A 15,741-nucleotide genomic window follows, 5' to 3' on the forward strand; every position below is an offset into this window, starting at 1 on the left:
GACGACGAGGGCGGGCGCGGCCTCCAGCTGGTCTCCCGTTCGTCCCGGCGCTGGGCCGCCGACGACCATCCGTCGGCGGGGGCCTCACGCATGTGCCGAGCCCCCGAAAGGCGTAGATCCCCGCAAGTAGGGTGGGTGTCACCCGAACGGCCCCAGCCGAGGGGCCCCGTCGAAGGGATGCGTATTCATGGCGATCGAGGTGGGCACCGAGGCCCCGGAATTCGAGCTGAAGGACAACCACGGCAGGACCGTGCGGCTCTTCGACTTCCGCGGCGAGAAGAACGTGGTGCTGCTCTTCTACCCGTTCGCGTTCACCGGCGTCTGCACCGGCGAGCTCTGCGCGCTCCGCGACGAGCTGCCGAAGTTCGTCAACGACGACACCCAGCTGCTCGCCGTCTCCAACGACTCCATCCACACGCTGCGCGTCTTCGCCGAGCAGGAGGGCCTGGAGTACCCGCTGGTCTCCGACTTCTGGCCGCACGGCGAGGTCTCCCGCGCGTACGGCGTCTTCGACGAGGAGAAGGGCTGCGCGGTGCGCGGCACCTTCATCATCGACAAGGAGGGCGTGGTGCGCTGGAGCGTCGTCAACGGCCTGCCGGACGCCCGTGACCTGAATGAGTACGTCAAGGCCCTCGAAACGCTCTGAGCAAGCCCCGTTTTCGCTCGCGGCCGGGAACCGGTCACTAGGATCCACACGTTGATCCGATGGCAACGCAACGCTTGGGGCTCCCCGCCCCTGGACACCAATTGGGAGGACTCGTGGGAGTCAGCCTCAGCAAGGGCGGCAACGTATCGCTGAGCAAGGAGGCACCGGGCCTGACCGCGGTTCTGGTCGGCCTCGGCTGGGACGTCCGCACCACCACCGGTACGGACTTCGACCTCGACGCCAGCGCGATCCTGACGAACGCGGAGGGCAAGGTCAGCAGCGACCAGAACTTCGTCTTCTTCAACAACCTGAAGAGCCCCGACGGCTCCGTCGAGCACACCGGTGACAACACCACCGGTGAGGGCGAGGGCGACGACGAGGTGATCAAGGTCGACCTGGCCGCGGTCCCCGCCGACGTCGAGAAGGTCGTCTTCCCCGTCTCGATCTACGACGCCGAGAACCGCCAGCAGTCGTTCGGCCAGGTCCGCAACGCGTTCATCCGCGTCGTGAACCAGGCGGGCGGCGCCGAGATCGCGCGGTACGACCTCTCCGAGGACGCCTCGACGGAGACCGCCATGGTCTTCGGCGAGCTCTACCGCCACGGCGCCGAGTGGAAGTTCCGCGCGGTCGGCCAGGGCTACGCCTCGGGCCTGCGCGGCATCGCGCAGGACTTCGGCGTCAACGTCTGAGCCGAGCACGCCCCCGCGCCATCCGTCCGGCGCCGCACACGCAGAGGTGCGGCGCCGGACGTGCTCAACCACCTGGTGCGCCCGTCACCGCGGGCGCACGGCTCTCGTCACCACGGGGAGGACCAGCACCATGGGCGTCACGCTCGCCAAGGGAGGCAATGTCTCCCTCTCCAAGGCCGCACCCGATCTCACCCAGGTCCTCGTGGGCCTCGGCTGGGACGCGCGCTCCACCACCGGCGCCCCCTTCGACCTCGACGCCAGCGCCCTGCTGTGCAACGCGGGCCGGGTCCTGGGCGACGAGTGGTTCGTCTTCTACAACAATCTGAAGAGCCCCGACGGCTCCGTCGAGCACACCGGTGACAACCTCACGGGTGAGGGTGACGGCGACGACGAGTCGGTGCTGATCGACCTCTCCAAGGTGCCGGCCGACTGCGACAAGATCATCTTCCCGGTCTCGATCCATGACGCGGACAACAGAGGGCAGACGTTCGGCCAGGTCAGCAACGCGTTCATCCGCGTCGTCAACCAGGCGGACGGCCAGGAGCTCGCGCGCTACGACCTCAGCGAGGACGCCTCCACGGAGACCGCGATGATCTTCGGCGAGGTGTACCGGTACGGCGGAGAGTGGAAGTTCCGTGCCGTCGGGCAGGGGTACGCGTCTGGCCTGCGTGGTATCGCTCTAGACTTCGGGGTCAACGTTTCGTAAAGCAGGGGACCGGCGCGGGGGAGACCGCTAAACGGGAGCCCGTACACACACGATTGGGTAACCAGTGATTCTGAAAACCTTCGGCTGGTCGTTCGCGGTGACCGCGCTCGGCCTGGTCGCCGCGGTGCTCTACGGGGGGTGGACCGGCTTCGGAGTCGTGGCGATCCTGTCCATCCTCGAGATCTCGCTGTCCTTCGACAACGCGGTGGTCAACGCCGGAATCCTGAAGAAGATGAGTGCCTTCTGGCAGAAGATCTTCCTCACCGTCGGTGTCCTGATCGCGGTCTTCGGCATGCGACTGGTCTTCCCCGTCGTGATCGTGGCCATCAGTGCCAAGACCGGTCCGATCGAGGCGGTCCGCCTCGCCCTCAACGACAAGGACCAGTACCAGCAGCTGGTCACCGACGCTCACCCGTCGATCGCCGCCTTCGGTGGCATGTTCCTGCTGATGATCTTCCTCGACTTCATCTTCGAGGACCGTGACATCAAGTGGCTCGGCTGGCTGGAGCGCCCGCTCGCCAAGCTGGGCAAGGTCGACATGCTGTCGGTCTGCATCGCGCTCATCGTGCTCATGGTCACCGCGATGACCTTCGCCACCCAGGCCCACCAGCACGGTGGCACCCACGTGGACAAGGCACAGACGGTCCTCATCTCCGGTATCGCGGGTCTGATCACCTATCTCGTCGTCGGCGGTCTCTCCGGCTACTTCGAGAACAAGCTGGAGGAGGAAGAGGAGCGCGAGCACGAGCAGGAGGAAGAGGCCAAGCGGTCCGGCAAGAAGGTTCCTGCCGTCGTGATGGCCGGCAAGGCCGCGTTCTTCATGTTCCTCTACCTTGAGGTCCTTGACGCGTCCTTCTCCTTCGACGGTGTCATCGGCGCCTTCGCCGTCACCAACGACATCGTGCTGATGGCGCTGGGTCTCGGTATCGGCGCGATGTACGTCCGGTCCCTCACCGTCTACCTGGTCCGCCAGGGCACCCTCGACGACTACGTCTACCTGGAGCACGGCGCGCACTACGCGATCGGCGCCCTCGCCGTGATCCTCCTGATCACCATCCAGTACGAGATCCACGAGGTCATCACCGGCTCCGTCGGCGTCATCCTCATCGCCTGGTCGTTCGTCTCGTCCGTGCTGCGCAACCGGCGCCTCGCGGCGGCCGAGGGGAACGCGAGCGGTGACAAGACGCAGGTGTCGTCAGGGGTCTGAGACTGACTGAATCGCTCACCGAGCTGTCCGATTCCGGTTTCCGGAGTGTGATGACGGCCCGGGTGAGGAACGCTCTGTGCGGGGCGGCCGTCGAGGAGATGTCCTCACGGCCGCCCCGTCGGTTTCGTAGGCAGCACAGGGACACACGCGGACACACAACGGCACACAAGGGCACTTGGGGGCGGCATGTCCTTCTGGGACGGTCTGTGGCGCGGGCGCTCGATGGACTTCGAATCGGGCAGCGCCGCCAGCAACTCCATCGAACTCACCAAACGGCACCCGACGGTCTCGCTCTCCAAACAGGGCGCGGCCACCGGCAACCTGCGCGTCAACCTGTCCTGGCAGATGCGTACGTCCGACCTGATCGGCAAGCCGCCCCGGAGCGGCGGCCTGCTGCGGCACCCCTTCAAGCTGTTCCAGCCCGACGTGGTCCAGGCGCACACGCAGGGCGTGGTCAACGTCGACCTCGACATCGGCTGCCTGTACGAGCTCATGGACGGCACCAAGGGCGTCGTGCAACCCCTCGGCAGCTTCTTCGGGGACCTGAACGGCCCGCCGTTCGTGAAGCTCAGCGGCGACGACCGGTTCGGCTCACCGTCCGGAGAGACGATCTACGTCAACCTCGACCACCGCGAGTCCATCAAGCGGCTCCTGGTCTTCGCGTACATCTACGACCAGACACCCGCCTTCGACCGTACGCAGGCCAAGGTCACGCTCTACCCCAGCAACGGCCCGCGGATCGAGATCGACCTGGACGAGCGGCAGCCGCAGGCCCGCTCCTGCGCGGTCGTCTCCATCGAGAACGTGAAGAACGAGCTGATCGTGCGCCGCGAGGTGAAGTTCGTCTACGGCTTCCAGGCCGAGCTCGACCGGCTGTACGGCTGGGGACTGCAGTGGGGCCGGGGCTACAAGACCAAGGTGGGCTGAGCCCCGTGTGCGTCGCCGGGCCGGTCCGCGCCCTCAGCGGGGCAGGAACTGCGGCCCCTGCGGCGGCAGCCGGAAGTTCGGGTCCGGCATCGGCGTCGCCGGCTGCGGATAGCCGTACGACGGCTGGGCGACCGGGGGCGGCGGCGCCATCGGGGCGGGCTGGGTGGCCGCCGCCGGCGGATAGCCGTACGCGGGCTGGGGCGCCGGGTGGCGCGGTGGCTCGGGCGGATAGCCGTACGCGGGCTGCGGGGGCGTCTGCGGGGCCGGCTGGGCGGCGGACGGCTGGGGGTGCTGCGGCACGGGCTGCTGGGGCGGCAGCGGGAAGTACGTCGAGGGGGTGGGCGCGGGCTCCGGGGCGCCGGAGTCCGAGTCGTCCACGGAGATCCCGAAGTCGGAGGCGAGCCCCTCCAGGCCGTTGGAGTACCCCTCGCCGAGCGCGCGGAACTTCCAGCCCTCACCGCGGCGGTAGAGCTCCCCGCAGATCAGCGCGGTCTCCTCGCCGGTCTGCGGCGTGATGTCGAAGTAGGCCAGCGGCTCGCCCTCGGCGACCGCCGCGTCGAAGAGCAGGATCCGCAGCGCGGGCACATGCTCGAAGGAGACGCCCTCGGCCGACGCGGCGAGGAGCACCCGGTCCACGGCCGGATCCAGGCCCGCCAGATCCGTCTGGATGGTGTCGGTGAGCCCCTCGGCGACCCGCTTCTTGCCGAGCCGCCAGACCTTGCCGCCGGGGTGACGGGGCTGGTTGTAGAAGACGAAGTCCTCGTCGGAGCGGACCCGGCCGTCGCCGCCGAGCAGCAGTGCCGACGCGTCGACGTCGGGGACGCCCTGTCCCGGGGCCCAGCGCAGCACGGCGCGGACGGCCGAGGCTTCGAGAGGGACGTTCGACCCCTTCAACATCGCGTGCGTCATACGGTCATCCTGCCTTCCCCCGCACGAGTGGGACAACACGGGGGGCCGAAGCTCCCGGTCGCGTCATCAGCCTCCTGACCTGCGGGTGCCGCGAACGTGCGACGGTGGTGTGGTGGGCATGTGTGACATGGCCGGGTTACCTGAAGTTCATGCCCGGAGGGAACCCCCGGCACCCGTCTCTACGTACTATTACCGGCCACCTCCAAACGGCCCACGTCGACGGAACAGGCGATAGCAAGGGAGTCACATGCGTCATTTCGGGCACATCGCCCCAGAGGTGCGTCAGCGCCTCTTCCACCGGGAGCCGTGTGCCTTCACCGCGGACTCCCCGCCCCACCTGCTCGCGTCCGCCCTGGGCGCCACCCTCTACAGCCCGGCCACCCGCCCCCGCCTCGCGGACGACATCATGAAGCAGGCCGCGCGCGGCGTGACCTCCATGGTGGTCTGCCTGGAGGATTCCATCGACGACGCGGAGGTGGCCGACGCCGAGGAGAACCTGGTCCGGCAGTTCGCCGACCTGGCGGAGCGGGACGTGGAGCCGCCGCTGCTCTTCATCCGGGTCCGTGCCGCCGGGCAGATAACCGACCTCGTCCGCAGGCTCGGGACGAGCGTCCGGCTGTTGTCCGGATTCGTACTGCCCAAATTCACCGAGGAGCGGGGCGTCCCGTTCCTGGAGGCGGTGGCGGCCGCGGAGGCGGCGCTCCCGGCGGGACCCACGGGCCCCGGCCGGCGGCTCTTCGCCATGCCCGTCCTGGAGTCGCCCGAGCTGATGCACCTGGAGAGCCGCGCCGAGACCCTCGCCGGCATCGCCCGCACCGTCGACAAGTACCGCGACCGGGTCCTCGCGCTGCGCCTCGGCGTCACCGACTTCTGCTCGGCGTACGGACTGCGCAGACCGCCGGACATGACCGCGTACGACGTGCAGATCGTCGCCTCCGTCATCGCCGACGTCGTCAACGTGCTGGGCAGGGCCGACGGCACGGGCTTCACCGTGACCGGGCCCGTGTGGGAGTACTTCCGCGTCCAGGAGCGGATGTTCAAGCCGCAGCTGCGCCGCAGCCCCTTCCTGGAGAGCCGGGCCGAGGAACTCCGCCAGGCCCTCATCGAGCACGACATGGACGGGCTGCTCCGCGAGATCGAGCTCGACCGCGCCAACGGCCTGCTCGGCAAGACCTGCATCCACCCCTCGCACGTGCTGCCCGTGCACGCGCTCTCCGTGGTCAGCCACGAGGAGTTCAGCGACGCCGAGGACATCCTCAGGCCCGAGCGGGGCGGCGGCGGGGTGCTGCGCTCCTCGTACACGAACAAGATGAACGAGGTGAAGCCGCACCGCGCCTGGGCCGAGCGGACCCTGCGGCGCGCCGAGGTCTTCGGCGTGGCCAGGGCGGACATCGGCTTCGTGGAGCTGCTCACCGCGGGACTTCCCGCTTGAAAGGCCGGACCCCCCGGCCGATGAAGGTGCCGGTCGCCCGGCCGACGAACGTAAGGACATGACGTACGTGACTGAAGACGCGATACCGGAGTCGACGGTGTGGTCGGGGAGCTGGGTCGCCGAGCGGCTCGGGGTCGGGCTCGACGGCGACCCGTCGCTGCGCGGCCTGCTCGGCCTCGCCCTGCGCCGCAACCCCAAGCGGGCCCACCTCCTGGTGTCGAACGTCCTGGGCAAGCACGTCCCCCAGCGCCCCTCGGTCGTGTACGCGGCCGGGCGCGGCCTCGGCGTCCGCGTGCGGGAGCTGCTCGGCGACGACGAGGCCCGGCGCGCCGTCGTCCTCGGCTACGCGGAGACCGCGACGGGCCTCGGCCACGCGGTCGCCGACGGCGTCGCCCTCGCGCCCTACCTGCACTCCACCCGGCGCCCCGTCGACGGCGTCGAGCGCGCGGGCGGCTTCGAGGAGTCCCACTCGCACGCCACCTCGCACCTGCTGCTGCCCGAGGACCCGCGGCTGCTCGCCGGCGAAGGACCCCTGGTACTCGTCGACGACGAGTTCTCCACCGGCAACACCGTCCTCAACACCATCCGCGCCCTGCACGAGCGCTTCCCCCGCGAGCGGTACGTGATAGTGGCGCTGGTCGACATGCGCTCGCCCGCGGACCGGGGGCGGCTCGCCGACTTCGCCCGCGAGATCGGCGCGCGCGTCGACCTCATCGCCACGGCGTCCGGCACGGTGCGGCTGCCCGACGGCGTCCTGGAGAAGGGGCAGGCGCTGGTCGCCGAGTACGAGACGCGCGCCGTCCCGCCGCCCGGCGGGGAACACGGTCCCGGCCCCGGTCCCGTCACGCGCGTCGAGCTCGGCTGGCCCGCGGGCGTCCCCGACGGCGGACGGCACGGCTTCACGCCCGCGCACCGGGTCGCCCTGGACGCGGCGCTGCCGGACATGGCGGCCGAGATCGAGAAGGCCCTGCCGGACGGGGCGCGGCGCGTGCTCGTCCTCGGTTTCGAGGAGCTGATGTACGCGCCGCTCGCGGTGGGCGTGGAGCTGGAGCGCCGCACTGGCCGCGAGGTGCGGTTCTCCACCACGACGCGTTCGCCCGTGCTCGCCGTGGACGACCCCGGCTACGCGATACGCACCCGCCTCGCCTTCCCCGCGCACGACGACCCCGCCGACGGCCCCGGCACGCGGTACGCGTACAACGTCGCGGGCGGCGGCTTCGACGCGGTCGTCGCCGTCGTGGACTCGGTCGCGGACACGCCTCAACTGCACGCCGCGGACGGGCTGTTGGCGCAGCTTTCCGCACACACCGGACACGTCCTGCTGGCCGTCGTCCCCTCGTACGTCCCCGAAAGGTCCCGCATGCTCCCCGAGCCCCTTCGCGGCCCCGCCTTCTCCTCGTACGCACCCGAAGACGTCGGCTGGCTGCTCCAGGACCTCTCGGACGTGACGCTCGAAGCCCCCACGGAGGAGCGCGAGGAGGCGATACAGAGCGGTGGCGCGCACTACGCCGAGTCGCTGCCCGTCGAGTATCAGCCGAGCGAGCGCTACCAGGAGCTGTTCCGCGCCGCGCTCGACACGTCCGCCGCCCGCATCGCGCAGGCCGTCGGCACCGTCACCGAGACCGTGCTCGCGGAGAGGTCCCCGCGCCCGGTCCTGGTCTCCCTGGCCCGCGCGGGCACCCCCGTCGGCGTCCTGATGCGCCGCTGGGCCGCCCACCGGCACGGCCTCGACCTGCCGCACTACGCCGTGTCGATCGTCCGCGGCCGCGGCATCGACGCCAACGCGCTGCGCTGGCTCGCCGCCCACCACGACCCGGCCGACATCGTCTTCGTCGACGGCTGGACCGGCAAGGGCGCGATCACCCGCGAACTGGCCGACGCCGTCGAGGAGTTCGAGGCGGCGGGCGGCGCCGCCGGGTTCAGCCCGGAGATCGCCGTGCTCGCCGACCCCGGCTCGTGCGTCCGCACCTACGGCACCCGCGAGGACTTCCTCATCCCCTCCGCCTGCCTCAACTCCACGGTCTCCGGGCTCATTTCGCGCACCGTGCTCCGCGCCGACCTGGTCGGCCCGGACGACTTCCACGGCGCGAAGTTCTACCGCGAGCTCGCCGGAGCCGACGTGTCCGGCGACTTCGTCGACGCGATCGCCGCACGCTTCACGGACGTCGGCGACGCGGTGGACGCGCAGGTCAAGGAGGCGCTCTCCGCCGACCGCACGCCGACCTGGGAAGGCTGGGCCGCTGTCGAGCGCATCAGCGAGGAGTACGGCATCCACGACGTGAACCTCGTCAAGCCGGGCGTCGGCGAGACGACCCGTGTGCTGCTGCGCCGCGTCCCCTGGAAGATCCTGGCCCGCGCGGGCGCCGGGGCCGACCTCGACCACGTACGGCTGCTCGCCGAGCAGCGGGGCGTCCCCGTCGAGGAGGTCGGTGAACTCCCGTATACCTGCGTCGGGTTGATCCACCCCAAGTACACGCGCGGCGCGACGGGCGCGGACGGCAGGGCGGTGACCGCCAAGTGAGCACCCTGGTGATCGCCAGCGATCTCGACCGCACCCTCATCTACTCCACCGCCGCCCTCGGCCTGGCCATGCCCGACGCCGAGGCGCCGCGCCTGCTCTGCGTCGAGGTGTACGAGGGCAAGCCGCTGTCGTACGTCACCGAGACCGCCGCCGGGCTCCTCGACGAGCTGGGCCGCACCGCCGTCTTCGTGCCGACCACGACCCGGACCCGCGAACAGTACGGGCGCATCCATCTCCCCGGCCCCGCACCGAAGTTCGCGATCTGCGCCAACGGCGGACACCTGCTCGTCGACGGCGTCTCCGACCCCGACTGGCGGGCCGCGGTCGACCGCCGCCTCGCCGCCGAGTGCGCCACGCTCGACGAGGTCCGCGCCCACCTCGTGCGCACCGCCGACCCGGCCTGGCTGCTCAAGGAACGCGTCGCCGAGGACCTCTTCGCGTACCTCGTCGTCGAGCGCGCGCTGCTGCCCGGGGAGTGGGTGAAGGAGCTCGCCGTCTGGGCCGAGGAGCGCGGGTGGACCGTCTCGTTGCAGGGGCGCAAGCTCTACGCCGTGCCGAAGCCGCTCACCAAGAGCGCGGCGGTACGGGAGGTCGCGCGGCGGGCCGGCGCGACGGAGGTCCTCGCGGCGGGGGACTCGCTGCTCGACGCCGACCTGCTGCTCGCGGCGGACCGCTCCTGGCGGCCCGGCCACGGGGAGCTCGCCGACACGGGGTTCGTCGCGCCGGGCCTCACGGTGCTTGCCGAGCGCGGGGTCGCGGCGGGGGAGGAGATCGCCAGGGCGTTCCTGGAGGCGGTGGGGCCCCGTTAACCTGGGGCCATGCCTCGATACGAGTACCGGTGCCGGTCCTGTGGTGAGACCTTCGAACTGAGCCGTCCGATGGCCGAGTCGGCCGACCCGGCGGTGTGCCCCGGCGGGCACGAGGACACGGTGAAGTTGCTTTCCGCCGTGGCCGTCGGCGGGTCGGCCGCGGCGCCTGCCGGCGGCACCGGCGGCGGTGGCGGTGGCGGTTGTTGTGGTGGGGGTTGCTGCGGCTGAGGGCGCGCCGTTGGGGGACGGGGTGGGGTTCGTCTGCGGGTTGGATGTGGCTGGTCGCGCAGTTCCCCGCGCCCCTGAAAGCTGCCCTGGCGGGCGCTTTCCCCGGGGCGGCTCCCTGGCGGGGCCCGTGGCGGACGGCCCCCGCCCAGCGGGTGTCGGTAGGCGTTAGCGGAGCACCGTTCCCTCGGCTGTGTCGAGGAGGTTCAGCTCCGCCCGTGTCGGTGCGCCTTCCCAGTCGCCGGGGGTCGTCACCGCGAACGCGCCCGTCGTGACCGCGCGGGTCAGGCGGGCCCGTACGTCCGTGCCGTCGAGCAGGGCCGACAGATAGCCGGCGACGAACGCGTCGCCCGCGCCCACCGCGTCCACGGCCCGCACCTCGCGTGCGGGAGCGTGGAGTTCGCCCTCGGCGGTGTGGGCCGTGGCGCCCTGCGCGCCGAGCTTGACCACGACCTCGCGGACGCCCCGGTCGATGAGGCACTTCTCCGCGGTGCCCGACGGCAGGCACAGCGGCAGTTCGTCGTCGGAGGCGATGAGGACGTCGACGTACGGGAGCCACCCGCGCAGCTCCGTCGCCGCCTGCTCCGGGCTCCACAGGCGGGCGCGGAAGTTCACGTCCAGGCAGACCTGTGTGCCGTGCTCACGGGCGAGGCGCAGGGCGCGCCGGCACGCCTCGGCCGCCGACGGGCCGAGCGCCGGCGTGATGCCCGTGAGATGCAGGACGCGCGGGGGCCGGGCGGTGGCGAAGGCCGCCTCGACCGCGTCCGGGGCGAGCCGTGAACCCGCCGACCCCGCCCGGTAGTAGTGCACGCGGGTCACCTCCGGCAGCCGCGGCTCGAAGAGGACGAGGCCCGTCGGGGCCAGCGGGTCGCGCGTGGCCGCGGTGACGTCGACGCCCTCCGCGCGCAGCGTGCGCAGAACCAGCTCACCGGCCTCGTCGTCGCCGACCGCGCCCGCCCAGCGGACGGTGTGGCCGAGCCGGGACAGGCCGATGGCGACATTGCTCTCGGCGCCCGCGACCGACACGTCCATCGAGCCGCCCAGCTTGAGGGGGCCGCTGCCGCGCAGGGCGACCATGGTCTCGCCGAGGGTGAGGACGTCGCAGGGAGCCGGGGACGAGGTCGGGGCCGGGGACGGGGTCGGGCTCGGAGGCAGTGACGGTGGCGTGCGCATCAGAGCGTCACCGCCGTGGTCTCCACGAACTCCGCCGCCCGTGCGCGCAGCGCGCCCAGATCGCCGCCGTCCGCCGCGTCACCGACCAGCGGTGAGCCCACGCCCACCGCCACCGCGCCGAACGCCAGATACGCCTCGGCGGCCACCGCGTCCACCCCGCCGACCGGCACGAAGGCCGTGTCGGGGAAGGGGGCGTGCAGCGCCTTGAGATACGTGGGGCCGCCCATCGCCGACGCGGGGAAGACCTTCAGCGCCGTCACGCCCGCCGCCTCGGCCGCGATGACCTCGGTGGGCGTGAGGACACCGCCGAGCACCGGAAGCCCGAGGCGCACCGCCTCGTCGACCCCCGCGCCGAGCCCGGGCGTGACGATGAGGTTGGCACCCGCGTCGGCGGCCCGGCGCGCGTCGTCGGCGGTGCGGACCGTGCCCGCGCCGAGCCAGGCGTCCGCGCCCAGATCGGCCCGCGCCCGGCGCAGCACGCCCAGGGCGTCGGCGCCGCTGAGGGAGACCTCGACCAGCGGAACGCCGGACTCCACCAGCGTCATGACCGTACGGAAGGAGGCGTCGGGATCGGTGCCGCGCACGATGGCGACGAGGCGCCGCGCCCGGAGATCCGTGGGGAAGTCACGCATCTCCCCACGTTCGCACAGGGGTTCAGGCCGTCGCGGCCGGGGGCACCTTTCCGGCTACGTGCCGGGGCGCCTCCCCGCCAGGTGTGGCCGGACCGGCGGCTCAGGCCCCCTGCCCCCGCTCCTCCCGGATCTGCGCGACCACGCGCGCCACGGTCGTGCGGACCGCCTCGGTCTCGGTCAGGAAGTGCCAGTAGTCGGGGTGGCGGCCCTCCAGGGAGGCCACCGCGCGGTCCAGGCGGGCCACGGAGTCGTCCAGCGGGCGGGCGTGGCGCGGCTCGGGGGTCTGGCGGCCCGCCATCGCCAGGCGCTGTGCGTCCCGGATCGCGAAGCGGGTGCGGTCGATCTCCTGCTGCGGGTCCTTCGACACCGCGTTCAGCCGCTGGAGGCGGTCACCGGCCGCCGAGACCGCCTCGTCCGTGGAGTTCAGCAGCGCGCGGACCGTGGAGAGCCGCGCGGTGGCGTCGGGCCAGCGCTGCTCCGCACGGGCCTGCCGCGCCTCCGCGAGCTTGGCCTCGGCCTGGCGCACATGCTCCGCGGCCTGGTCGGGGACGTGCTGCAGGTCCTGCCAGCAGGCGGCGGAGAACCGGCGCCGCAGCTCGCTGAGGACGGGGTCGACCTGGCCGCTGCGCGTGGTGAGCGCCTGCGCGCGGGTGCGCAGCGACACGAGGCGCCGGTCGATCTCGGCGGCGCGCTCGGGCAGCCGCTCGGCCTCGGCGCGCACGGCCTCGGCGTCGCGCAGGACGCGGTCGGCCCGCTGCAGCGTCTCCGGTACGCCGTGCCGGCCCGCGCCCTGGTTGAGCTTGGTCAGCTCGGGGCCGAGGGCGGCGAGCCGGGCGGCGAGGTCGTCGGCCTTGAGGCCCGCGGCCCGCACGGCGTCGAGGGCGTTGCTGGCGGCGAGCAGTGTCTGACGGGCCCGCTCCACGGCGGGGGCGAGCCGCGCCAGCTGGGTCTCCGCCTTGTCGAGCAGCGGGCCGAGGCCCTGCTGGAAGCGCTCCAGGTCCTGCTTCGTCCTGCCCAGCTCGGTTGTGGCGGCGGTGAGTTCGGTCTTGGCGCGAGCCGCGACGGAGGACTCCAGGTCGTCCCGGTCGAGGTCGTGGGCGTCCACCGCGCTGATGTACTGGTGGCTGACCTCGTCGATGCGCCGCCCCATCGCCTCGAAGTCCGAGACGGCGCGCTGGGCCGCGGGCGAGGAGTCCACGGCGACGATCGTCTCTATGGAGATGCGGAGGTCGCGCTGGGCGGTGTCCAGTTCGTAGAAGGCGGCGGCAGCGGCGTCCTTCGCGGCCTGCGCCTCGGCGCGCAGGCTCTCGCCGCGGCCGCCGAACCACCGGCGGGTGCCGCCGCCCGCGAACGCGGCCGGTACGGCGGCGGCGAGCAGCGGCAGGGAGAGGGTGACGGCGGTGACGAGGGCGAGGGTGTCGAGGGCGTCACGGAGGGGGCCGCCGCGGCGCGCGCTCCCGCCGGTCCGGGTCCGGGGCCGGGGGCCCGTGACTGTCGCTGTCGCTGCTGTGGTGCTCTCGGCCTCGGTTCTGTCCGGTGTGTACGGCTGCGAAGGTGTCGCCGTCACTATCCCTCTCCCGTGCTGTCATCCGCCCTGCCCGGTGTCACATTCTCCCACCGGTTAAGGACGAATACACGGGCCGGTTAGTTCGCGCTGCGCACGGTGACTTTGCCGTCGGCGCTGCGGACGGACACGTGGTGAGCGCTGTTGCGGTCGCGCGGCACCGCCACGTCGACGGAGCCGTCGGAGACGTCGGTCCGTACGTCGTACGCGACCTCCTTCCCGCCCTTCCCGCCCTTCCTGTCGGGCACCGCTATGTCGACGGAGCCGTCCTTGCTCCGGGCCTCGACGCGGTCGGGCACGGCGGCCAGTTCCAGCCGTACGGAACCGTCCTTGGAGTCGACGGCAACCTGCCGCGACGTGATGCGGCGCGCGGTGACGGAGCCGTCGGAGCTGCGCAGGTCAAGAGGCGCGCCGATGTTCTCGACGGTGACCGGGCCGTCCTTCGAACGTACCTTCAGCGGGTCCTGGAACCCGCTCGCCGTGACCCGGCCGTCCTTGTTCTCGACGGTCACCGCGACCCCGCGCGGCACCTCGACCCGGTGCCTGGCCGAACAGTTGGCGATGACTCCGGAGCACTCCATGTCGAGCTTCAGCCGGTCCCCTTCCATCGTCCACGTCACCTTGGGGTCGCCGCCCAGGACGGTCTCCCCGTCGAACCACCGGGTCACCCGCACGCCCTCGGCGTCGCTGCCGGCGGGGACCAGTTCGAGGGTGGAGTCGCTGGACTCGACGGTCAGCGTCTTGCCCGCCAGGGCGAACGTCCGGTGCTCCGGTTCCGTGTCGTCCGTGGCGTCGGCCCCGCACGCGCCGGCCAGCAGGACCACGGCGGCGGTCCCGCCGGCGGCGGCGAGTGCGCGGGCGGTGCGCGGACGGCGACGGGTGCGGACGGTCATGACGGGCTCCCCCTGAAGTGATCTTGTGCTGCCGGGCCAGACTCTACGGAGCCGCCCGAGCCGGGAGGATCCCGCCGGCCACCGGATCAGGGGTGGGGTTAACCCCCGGCCGCCCGGTGACAAGAAGGGGTTTGCGGGGCACTGGCTGCGGCAAGGTAGGCTGTCCACTCGTCCCGGGCGCGTAGCTCAGGGGTAGAGCGCCTCCCTTACAAGGAGGATGTCGGCGGTTCGAAACCGTCCGCGCCCACCGGGTGGAGAAGCAGGTGTGATCCTGCTCGTGGCCCCCCAGTCGTCATGGCTGGGGGGCTTCTTCGCGTGGTCACCCGAATGGGTTAATCGGGGGGTGGTGGGCCAGATCGGCCCGATCGCCTCAGGAGTGCCGGTGAGCGGCTTCTGCCGGGGCGGCCGCGCACGGTGCGTGACTTTCCTGGTTGCGGTATGCCGTCGGGCGGAGCGCGATGGAGGGGAGGCGTGCGTCCTCCGAGGCGAAAGTCGATTTTCGCCTGTCGCGCGCTGCAAGGGAGTGATCACCCATGACGCAGGGCGAGGCCTTCACCAACCCCGACGGGCTTGCGGGCCTGACGGCCTACGACCGCACCGGCGAGAAGATCGGCAGTGTCGAGCAGGTCTACCTCGACGACCGCACCGGCCGTCCCGAGTGGATCACCGTCAAGACCGGGCTGTTCGGTATGAAGCAGAGCTTCGTCCCGCTGGCCGGAGCCCGCCGTCAGGATGACCAGCTGCACGTGGCGACGACGAAGGAGGCCGTCAAGGACGCTCCCCGCATCGACGCCGACCAGCACATAGAGCCGGGCGAGGAGCACGAGCTCTACGCCCACTACGGGCTCGCCCGCCCCGACGCCACGACGCGTGGCACGGCGGGCGGCAACCAGACCCGTACCGCCGCCGGTATGGCCGGCGCGGGTGCCGGCGGCTCGCGTGAGTTCGCGACCCGGGCCGGTGCGGCCGACACCGGCAAGGCCGAGGACATGGTGCGCTCCGAGGAGCGGCTGCGGGTGGGGAAGGAAGAGGAAGTGGTCGGCCGGGCCCGCCTGCGCAAGGTGGTCGTCACCGAGGACGTGAAGACGTCCGTACCCCTCTCCCACGAGGAGGTCCGTGTGGTCCGCGAGCCGATCCGCGAGGGGGACCGGACCCGCGCCGACATCGGCGAGGCCGAGACCGAGGTGACCCTGCACGCCGAGCGGCCCGTGGTCAGCAAGGAGTCGGTGCCGGTCGAGCGCGTGCGTCTGGAGACCGAGAAGGTCACCGAGACGCAGGAGGTCTCCGACTCGGTGCGCAAGGAGCAGATCGAGTTCGAGCGCGGCAAGGGCGAGCGTGAGCGCGGCGGCGCGAAGGGCGATGACTGGCGTGACCGGAAGCAGGGCCCGCGTCACTGACGCGGCTCCGG

At 71.9% G+C, this 15,741-nt stretch carries 15 protein-coding genes and 1 tRNA gene; 11 read left to right on the plus strand and 5 right to left on the minus strand.

What is annotated here, in order from left to right; genetic code table 11:
• Positions 1 to 187: 187 nt before the first annotated feature.
• The 5 genes from AB0H82_RS20180 (at position 188) to AB0H82_RS20200 (ending at position 4,175) form a co-directional block, all read left to right on the plus strand.
• Complete coding sequence (locus tag AB0H82_RS20180) at positions 188 to 646, plus strand: peroxiredoxin (protein WP_362994504.1); 459 nt, start codon at positions 188 to 190, stop codon at positions 644 to 646.
• 113 nt (positions 647 to 759) lie between these two features.
• Positions 760 to 1,335 (plus strand): TerD family protein, encoded by a 576-nt coding sequence (locus tag AB0H82_RS20185; RefSeq protein WP_362994506.1) that lies wholly within the window; start codon positions 760 to 762, stop codon positions 1,333 to 1,335.
• Between the two features lie 130 nt (positions 1,336 to 1,465).
• Entirely contained in the window at positions 1,466 to 2,041 is a 576-nt protein-coding gene (locus AB0H82_RS20190) for a TerD family protein (protein ID WP_362994508.1), read from the plus strand.
• A 64-nt stretch (positions 2,042 to 2,105) separates the two neighbouring features.
• A complete protein-coding gene (locus AB0H82_RS20195; RefSeq protein WP_362994510.1) occupies positions 2,106 to 3,248 on the plus strand; it encodes a DUF475 domain-containing protein in 1,143 nt (380 codons plus the stop codon).
• A 186-nt stretch (positions 3,249 to 3,434) separates the two neighbouring features.
• A complete protein-coding gene (locus AB0H82_RS20200) occupies positions 3,435 to 4,175 on the plus strand; it encodes a Tellurium resistance (protein ID WP_362994512.1) in 741 nt (246 codons plus the stop codon).
• A 33-nt stretch (positions 4,176 to 4,208) separates the two neighbouring features.
• Here the strand turns inward: AB0H82_RS20200 and AB0H82_RS20205 are convergent, their stop codons facing one another.
• Positions 4,209 to 5,084, minus strand: a complete 876-nt coding sequence (locus tag AB0H82_RS20205; protein WP_362994514.1) for a TerD family protein — start codon at positions 5,082 to 5,084, stop codon at positions 4,209 to 4,211.
• 247 nt (positions 5,085 to 5,331) lie between these two features.
• Here AB0H82_RS20205 and AB0H82_RS20210 point away from each other — a divergent pair, with 247 nt between their 5' ends.
• From AB0H82_RS20210 to AB0H82_RS20225, 4 genes are read left to right on the plus strand one after another with little or no spacing between them, the layout of a single operon-like run.
• Positions 5,332 to 6,516, plus strand: coding sequence for an HpcH/HpaI aldolase/citrate lyase family protein (locus AB0H82_RS20210; protein ID WP_362994516.1), 1,185 nt, complete (start codon positions 5,332 to 5,334; stop codon positions 6,514 to 6,516).
• A gap of 58 nt (positions 6,517 to 6,574) precedes the next feature.
• Complete coding sequence (locus tag AB0H82_RS20215) at positions 6,575 to 9,037, plus strand: phosphoribosyltransferase (RefSeq protein ID WP_362994518.1); 2,463 nt, start codon at positions 6,575 to 6,577, stop codon at positions 9,035 to 9,037.
• Positions 9,034 to 9,846: an HAD family hydrolase gene (locus AB0H82_RS20220; RefSeq protein ID WP_362994520.1), complete on the plus strand. Its 813-nt coding sequence runs from the start codon at positions 9,034 to 9,036 to the stop codon at positions 9,844 to 9,846. Before AB0H82_RS20215 ends, AB0H82_RS20220 begins: the two co-directional genes overlap by 4 nt.
• Positions 9,847 to 9,855: 9 nt before the next feature.
• Positions 9,856 to 10,074 (plus strand): zinc ribbon domain-containing protein, encoded by a 219-nt coding sequence (locus AB0H82_RS20225; protein ID WP_362994522.1) that lies wholly within the window; start codon positions 9,856 to 9,858, stop codon positions 10,072 to 10,074.
• 165 nt (positions 10,075 to 10,239) lie between these two features.
• On the opposite strand, the gene AB0H82_RS20230 is transcribed toward AB0H82_RS20225, so the two are convergent.
• From AB0H82_RS20230 to AB0H82_RS20245, 4 genes are all read right to left on the minus strand, one after another.
• A complete protein-coding gene (locus tag AB0H82_RS20230; protein ID WP_362994524.1) occupies positions 10,240 to 11,244 on the minus strand; it encodes a sugar kinase in 1,005 nt (334 codons plus the stop codon).
• A complete protein-coding gene (locus AB0H82_RS20235; RefSeq protein ID WP_362994526.1) occupies positions 11,244 to 11,876 on the minus strand; it encodes a bifunctional 4-hydroxy-2-oxoglutarate aldolase/2-dehydro-3-deoxy-phosphogluconate aldolase in 633 nt (210 codons plus the stop codon). Before AB0H82_RS20235 ends, AB0H82_RS20230 begins: the two co-directional genes overlap by 1 nt.
• A gap of 100 nt (positions 11,877 to 11,976) precedes the next feature.
• A complete protein-coding gene (locus tag AB0H82_RS20240; RefSeq protein WP_362994717.1) occupies positions 11,977 to 13,260 on the minus strand; it encodes a hypothetical protein in 1,284 nt (427 codons plus the stop codon).
• A gap of 260 nt (positions 13,261 to 13,520) precedes the next feature.
• Positions 13,521 to 14,333, minus strand: coding sequence for a DUF4097 family beta strand repeat-containing protein (locus AB0H82_RS20245; RefSeq protein ID WP_362994527.1), 813 nt, complete (start codon positions 14,331 to 14,333; stop codon positions 13,521 to 13,523).
• A 175-nt stretch (positions 14,334 to 14,508) separates the two neighbouring features.
• Between AB0H82_RS20245 and AB0H82_RS20250 the strand changes: the two genes are divergently transcribed.
• Positions 14,509 to 14,580 (plus strand) — tRNA-Val (locus tag AB0H82_RS20250).
• A 286-nt stretch (positions 14,581 to 14,866) separates the two neighbouring features.
• A complete protein-coding gene (locus AB0H82_RS20255) occupies positions 14,867 to 15,730 on the plus strand; it encodes a PRC and DUF2382 domain-containing protein (protein WP_362994529.1) in 864 nt (287 codons plus the stop codon).
• Positions 15,731 to 15,741 lie beyond the last annotated feature (11 nt).

The organism is Streptomyces sp. NPDC050732, from assembly GCF_040654255.1.
GTDB lineage: Bacteria > Actinomycetota > Actinomycetes > Streptomycetales > Streptomycetaceae > Streptomyces.

Bases quoted from the DNA above. Each gene is read 5' to 3' on its own strand.
- AB0H82_RS20255 (WP_362994529.1), top strand. From the start codon at position 14,867: ATGACGCAGGGCGAGGCCTTCACCAACCCCGACGGGCTTGCGGGCCTG.
- AB0H82_RS20230 (WP_362994524.1), bottom strand. From the start codon at position 11,244: ATGCGCACGCCACCGTCACTGCCTCCGAGCCCGACCCCGTCCCCGGCC.
- AB0H82_RS20235 (WP_362994526.1), bottom strand. From the start codon at position 11,876: ATGCGTGACTTCCCCACGGATCTCCGGGCGCGGCGCCTCGTCGCCATC.
- AB0H82_RS20225 (WP_362994522.1), top strand. From the start codon at position 9,856: ATGCCTCGATACGAGTACCGGTGCCGGTCCTGTGGTGAGACCTTCGAA.
- AB0H82_RS20210 (WP_362994516.1), top strand. From the start codon at position 5,332: ATGCGTCATTTCGGGCACATCGCCCCAGAGGTGCGTCAGCGCCTCTTC.
- AB0H82_RS20215 (WP_362994518.1), top strand. From the start codon at position 6,575: ATGACGTACGTGACTGAAGACGCGATACCGGAGTCGACGGTGTGGTCG.
- AB0H82_RS20200 (WP_362994512.1), top strand. From the start codon at position 3,435: ATGTCCTTCTGGGACGGTCTGTGGCGCGGGCGCTCGATGGACTTCGAA.
- AB0H82_RS20245 (WP_362994527.1), bottom strand. From the start codon at position 14,333: ATGACCGTCCGCACCCGTCGCCGTCCGCGCACCGCCCGCGCACTCGCC.
- AB0H82_RS20205 (WP_362994514.1), bottom strand. From the start codon at position 5,084: ATGACGCACGCGATGTTGAAGGGGTCGAACGTCCCTCTCGAAGCCTCG.
- AB0H82_RS20180 (WP_362994504.1), top strand. From the start codon at position 188: ATGGCGATCGAGGTGGGCACCGAGGCCCCGGAATTCGAGCTGAAGGAC.
- AB0H82_RS20190 (WP_362994508.1), top strand. From the start codon at position 1,466: ATGGGCGTCACGCTCGCCAAGGGAGGCAATGTCTCCCTCTCCAAGGCC.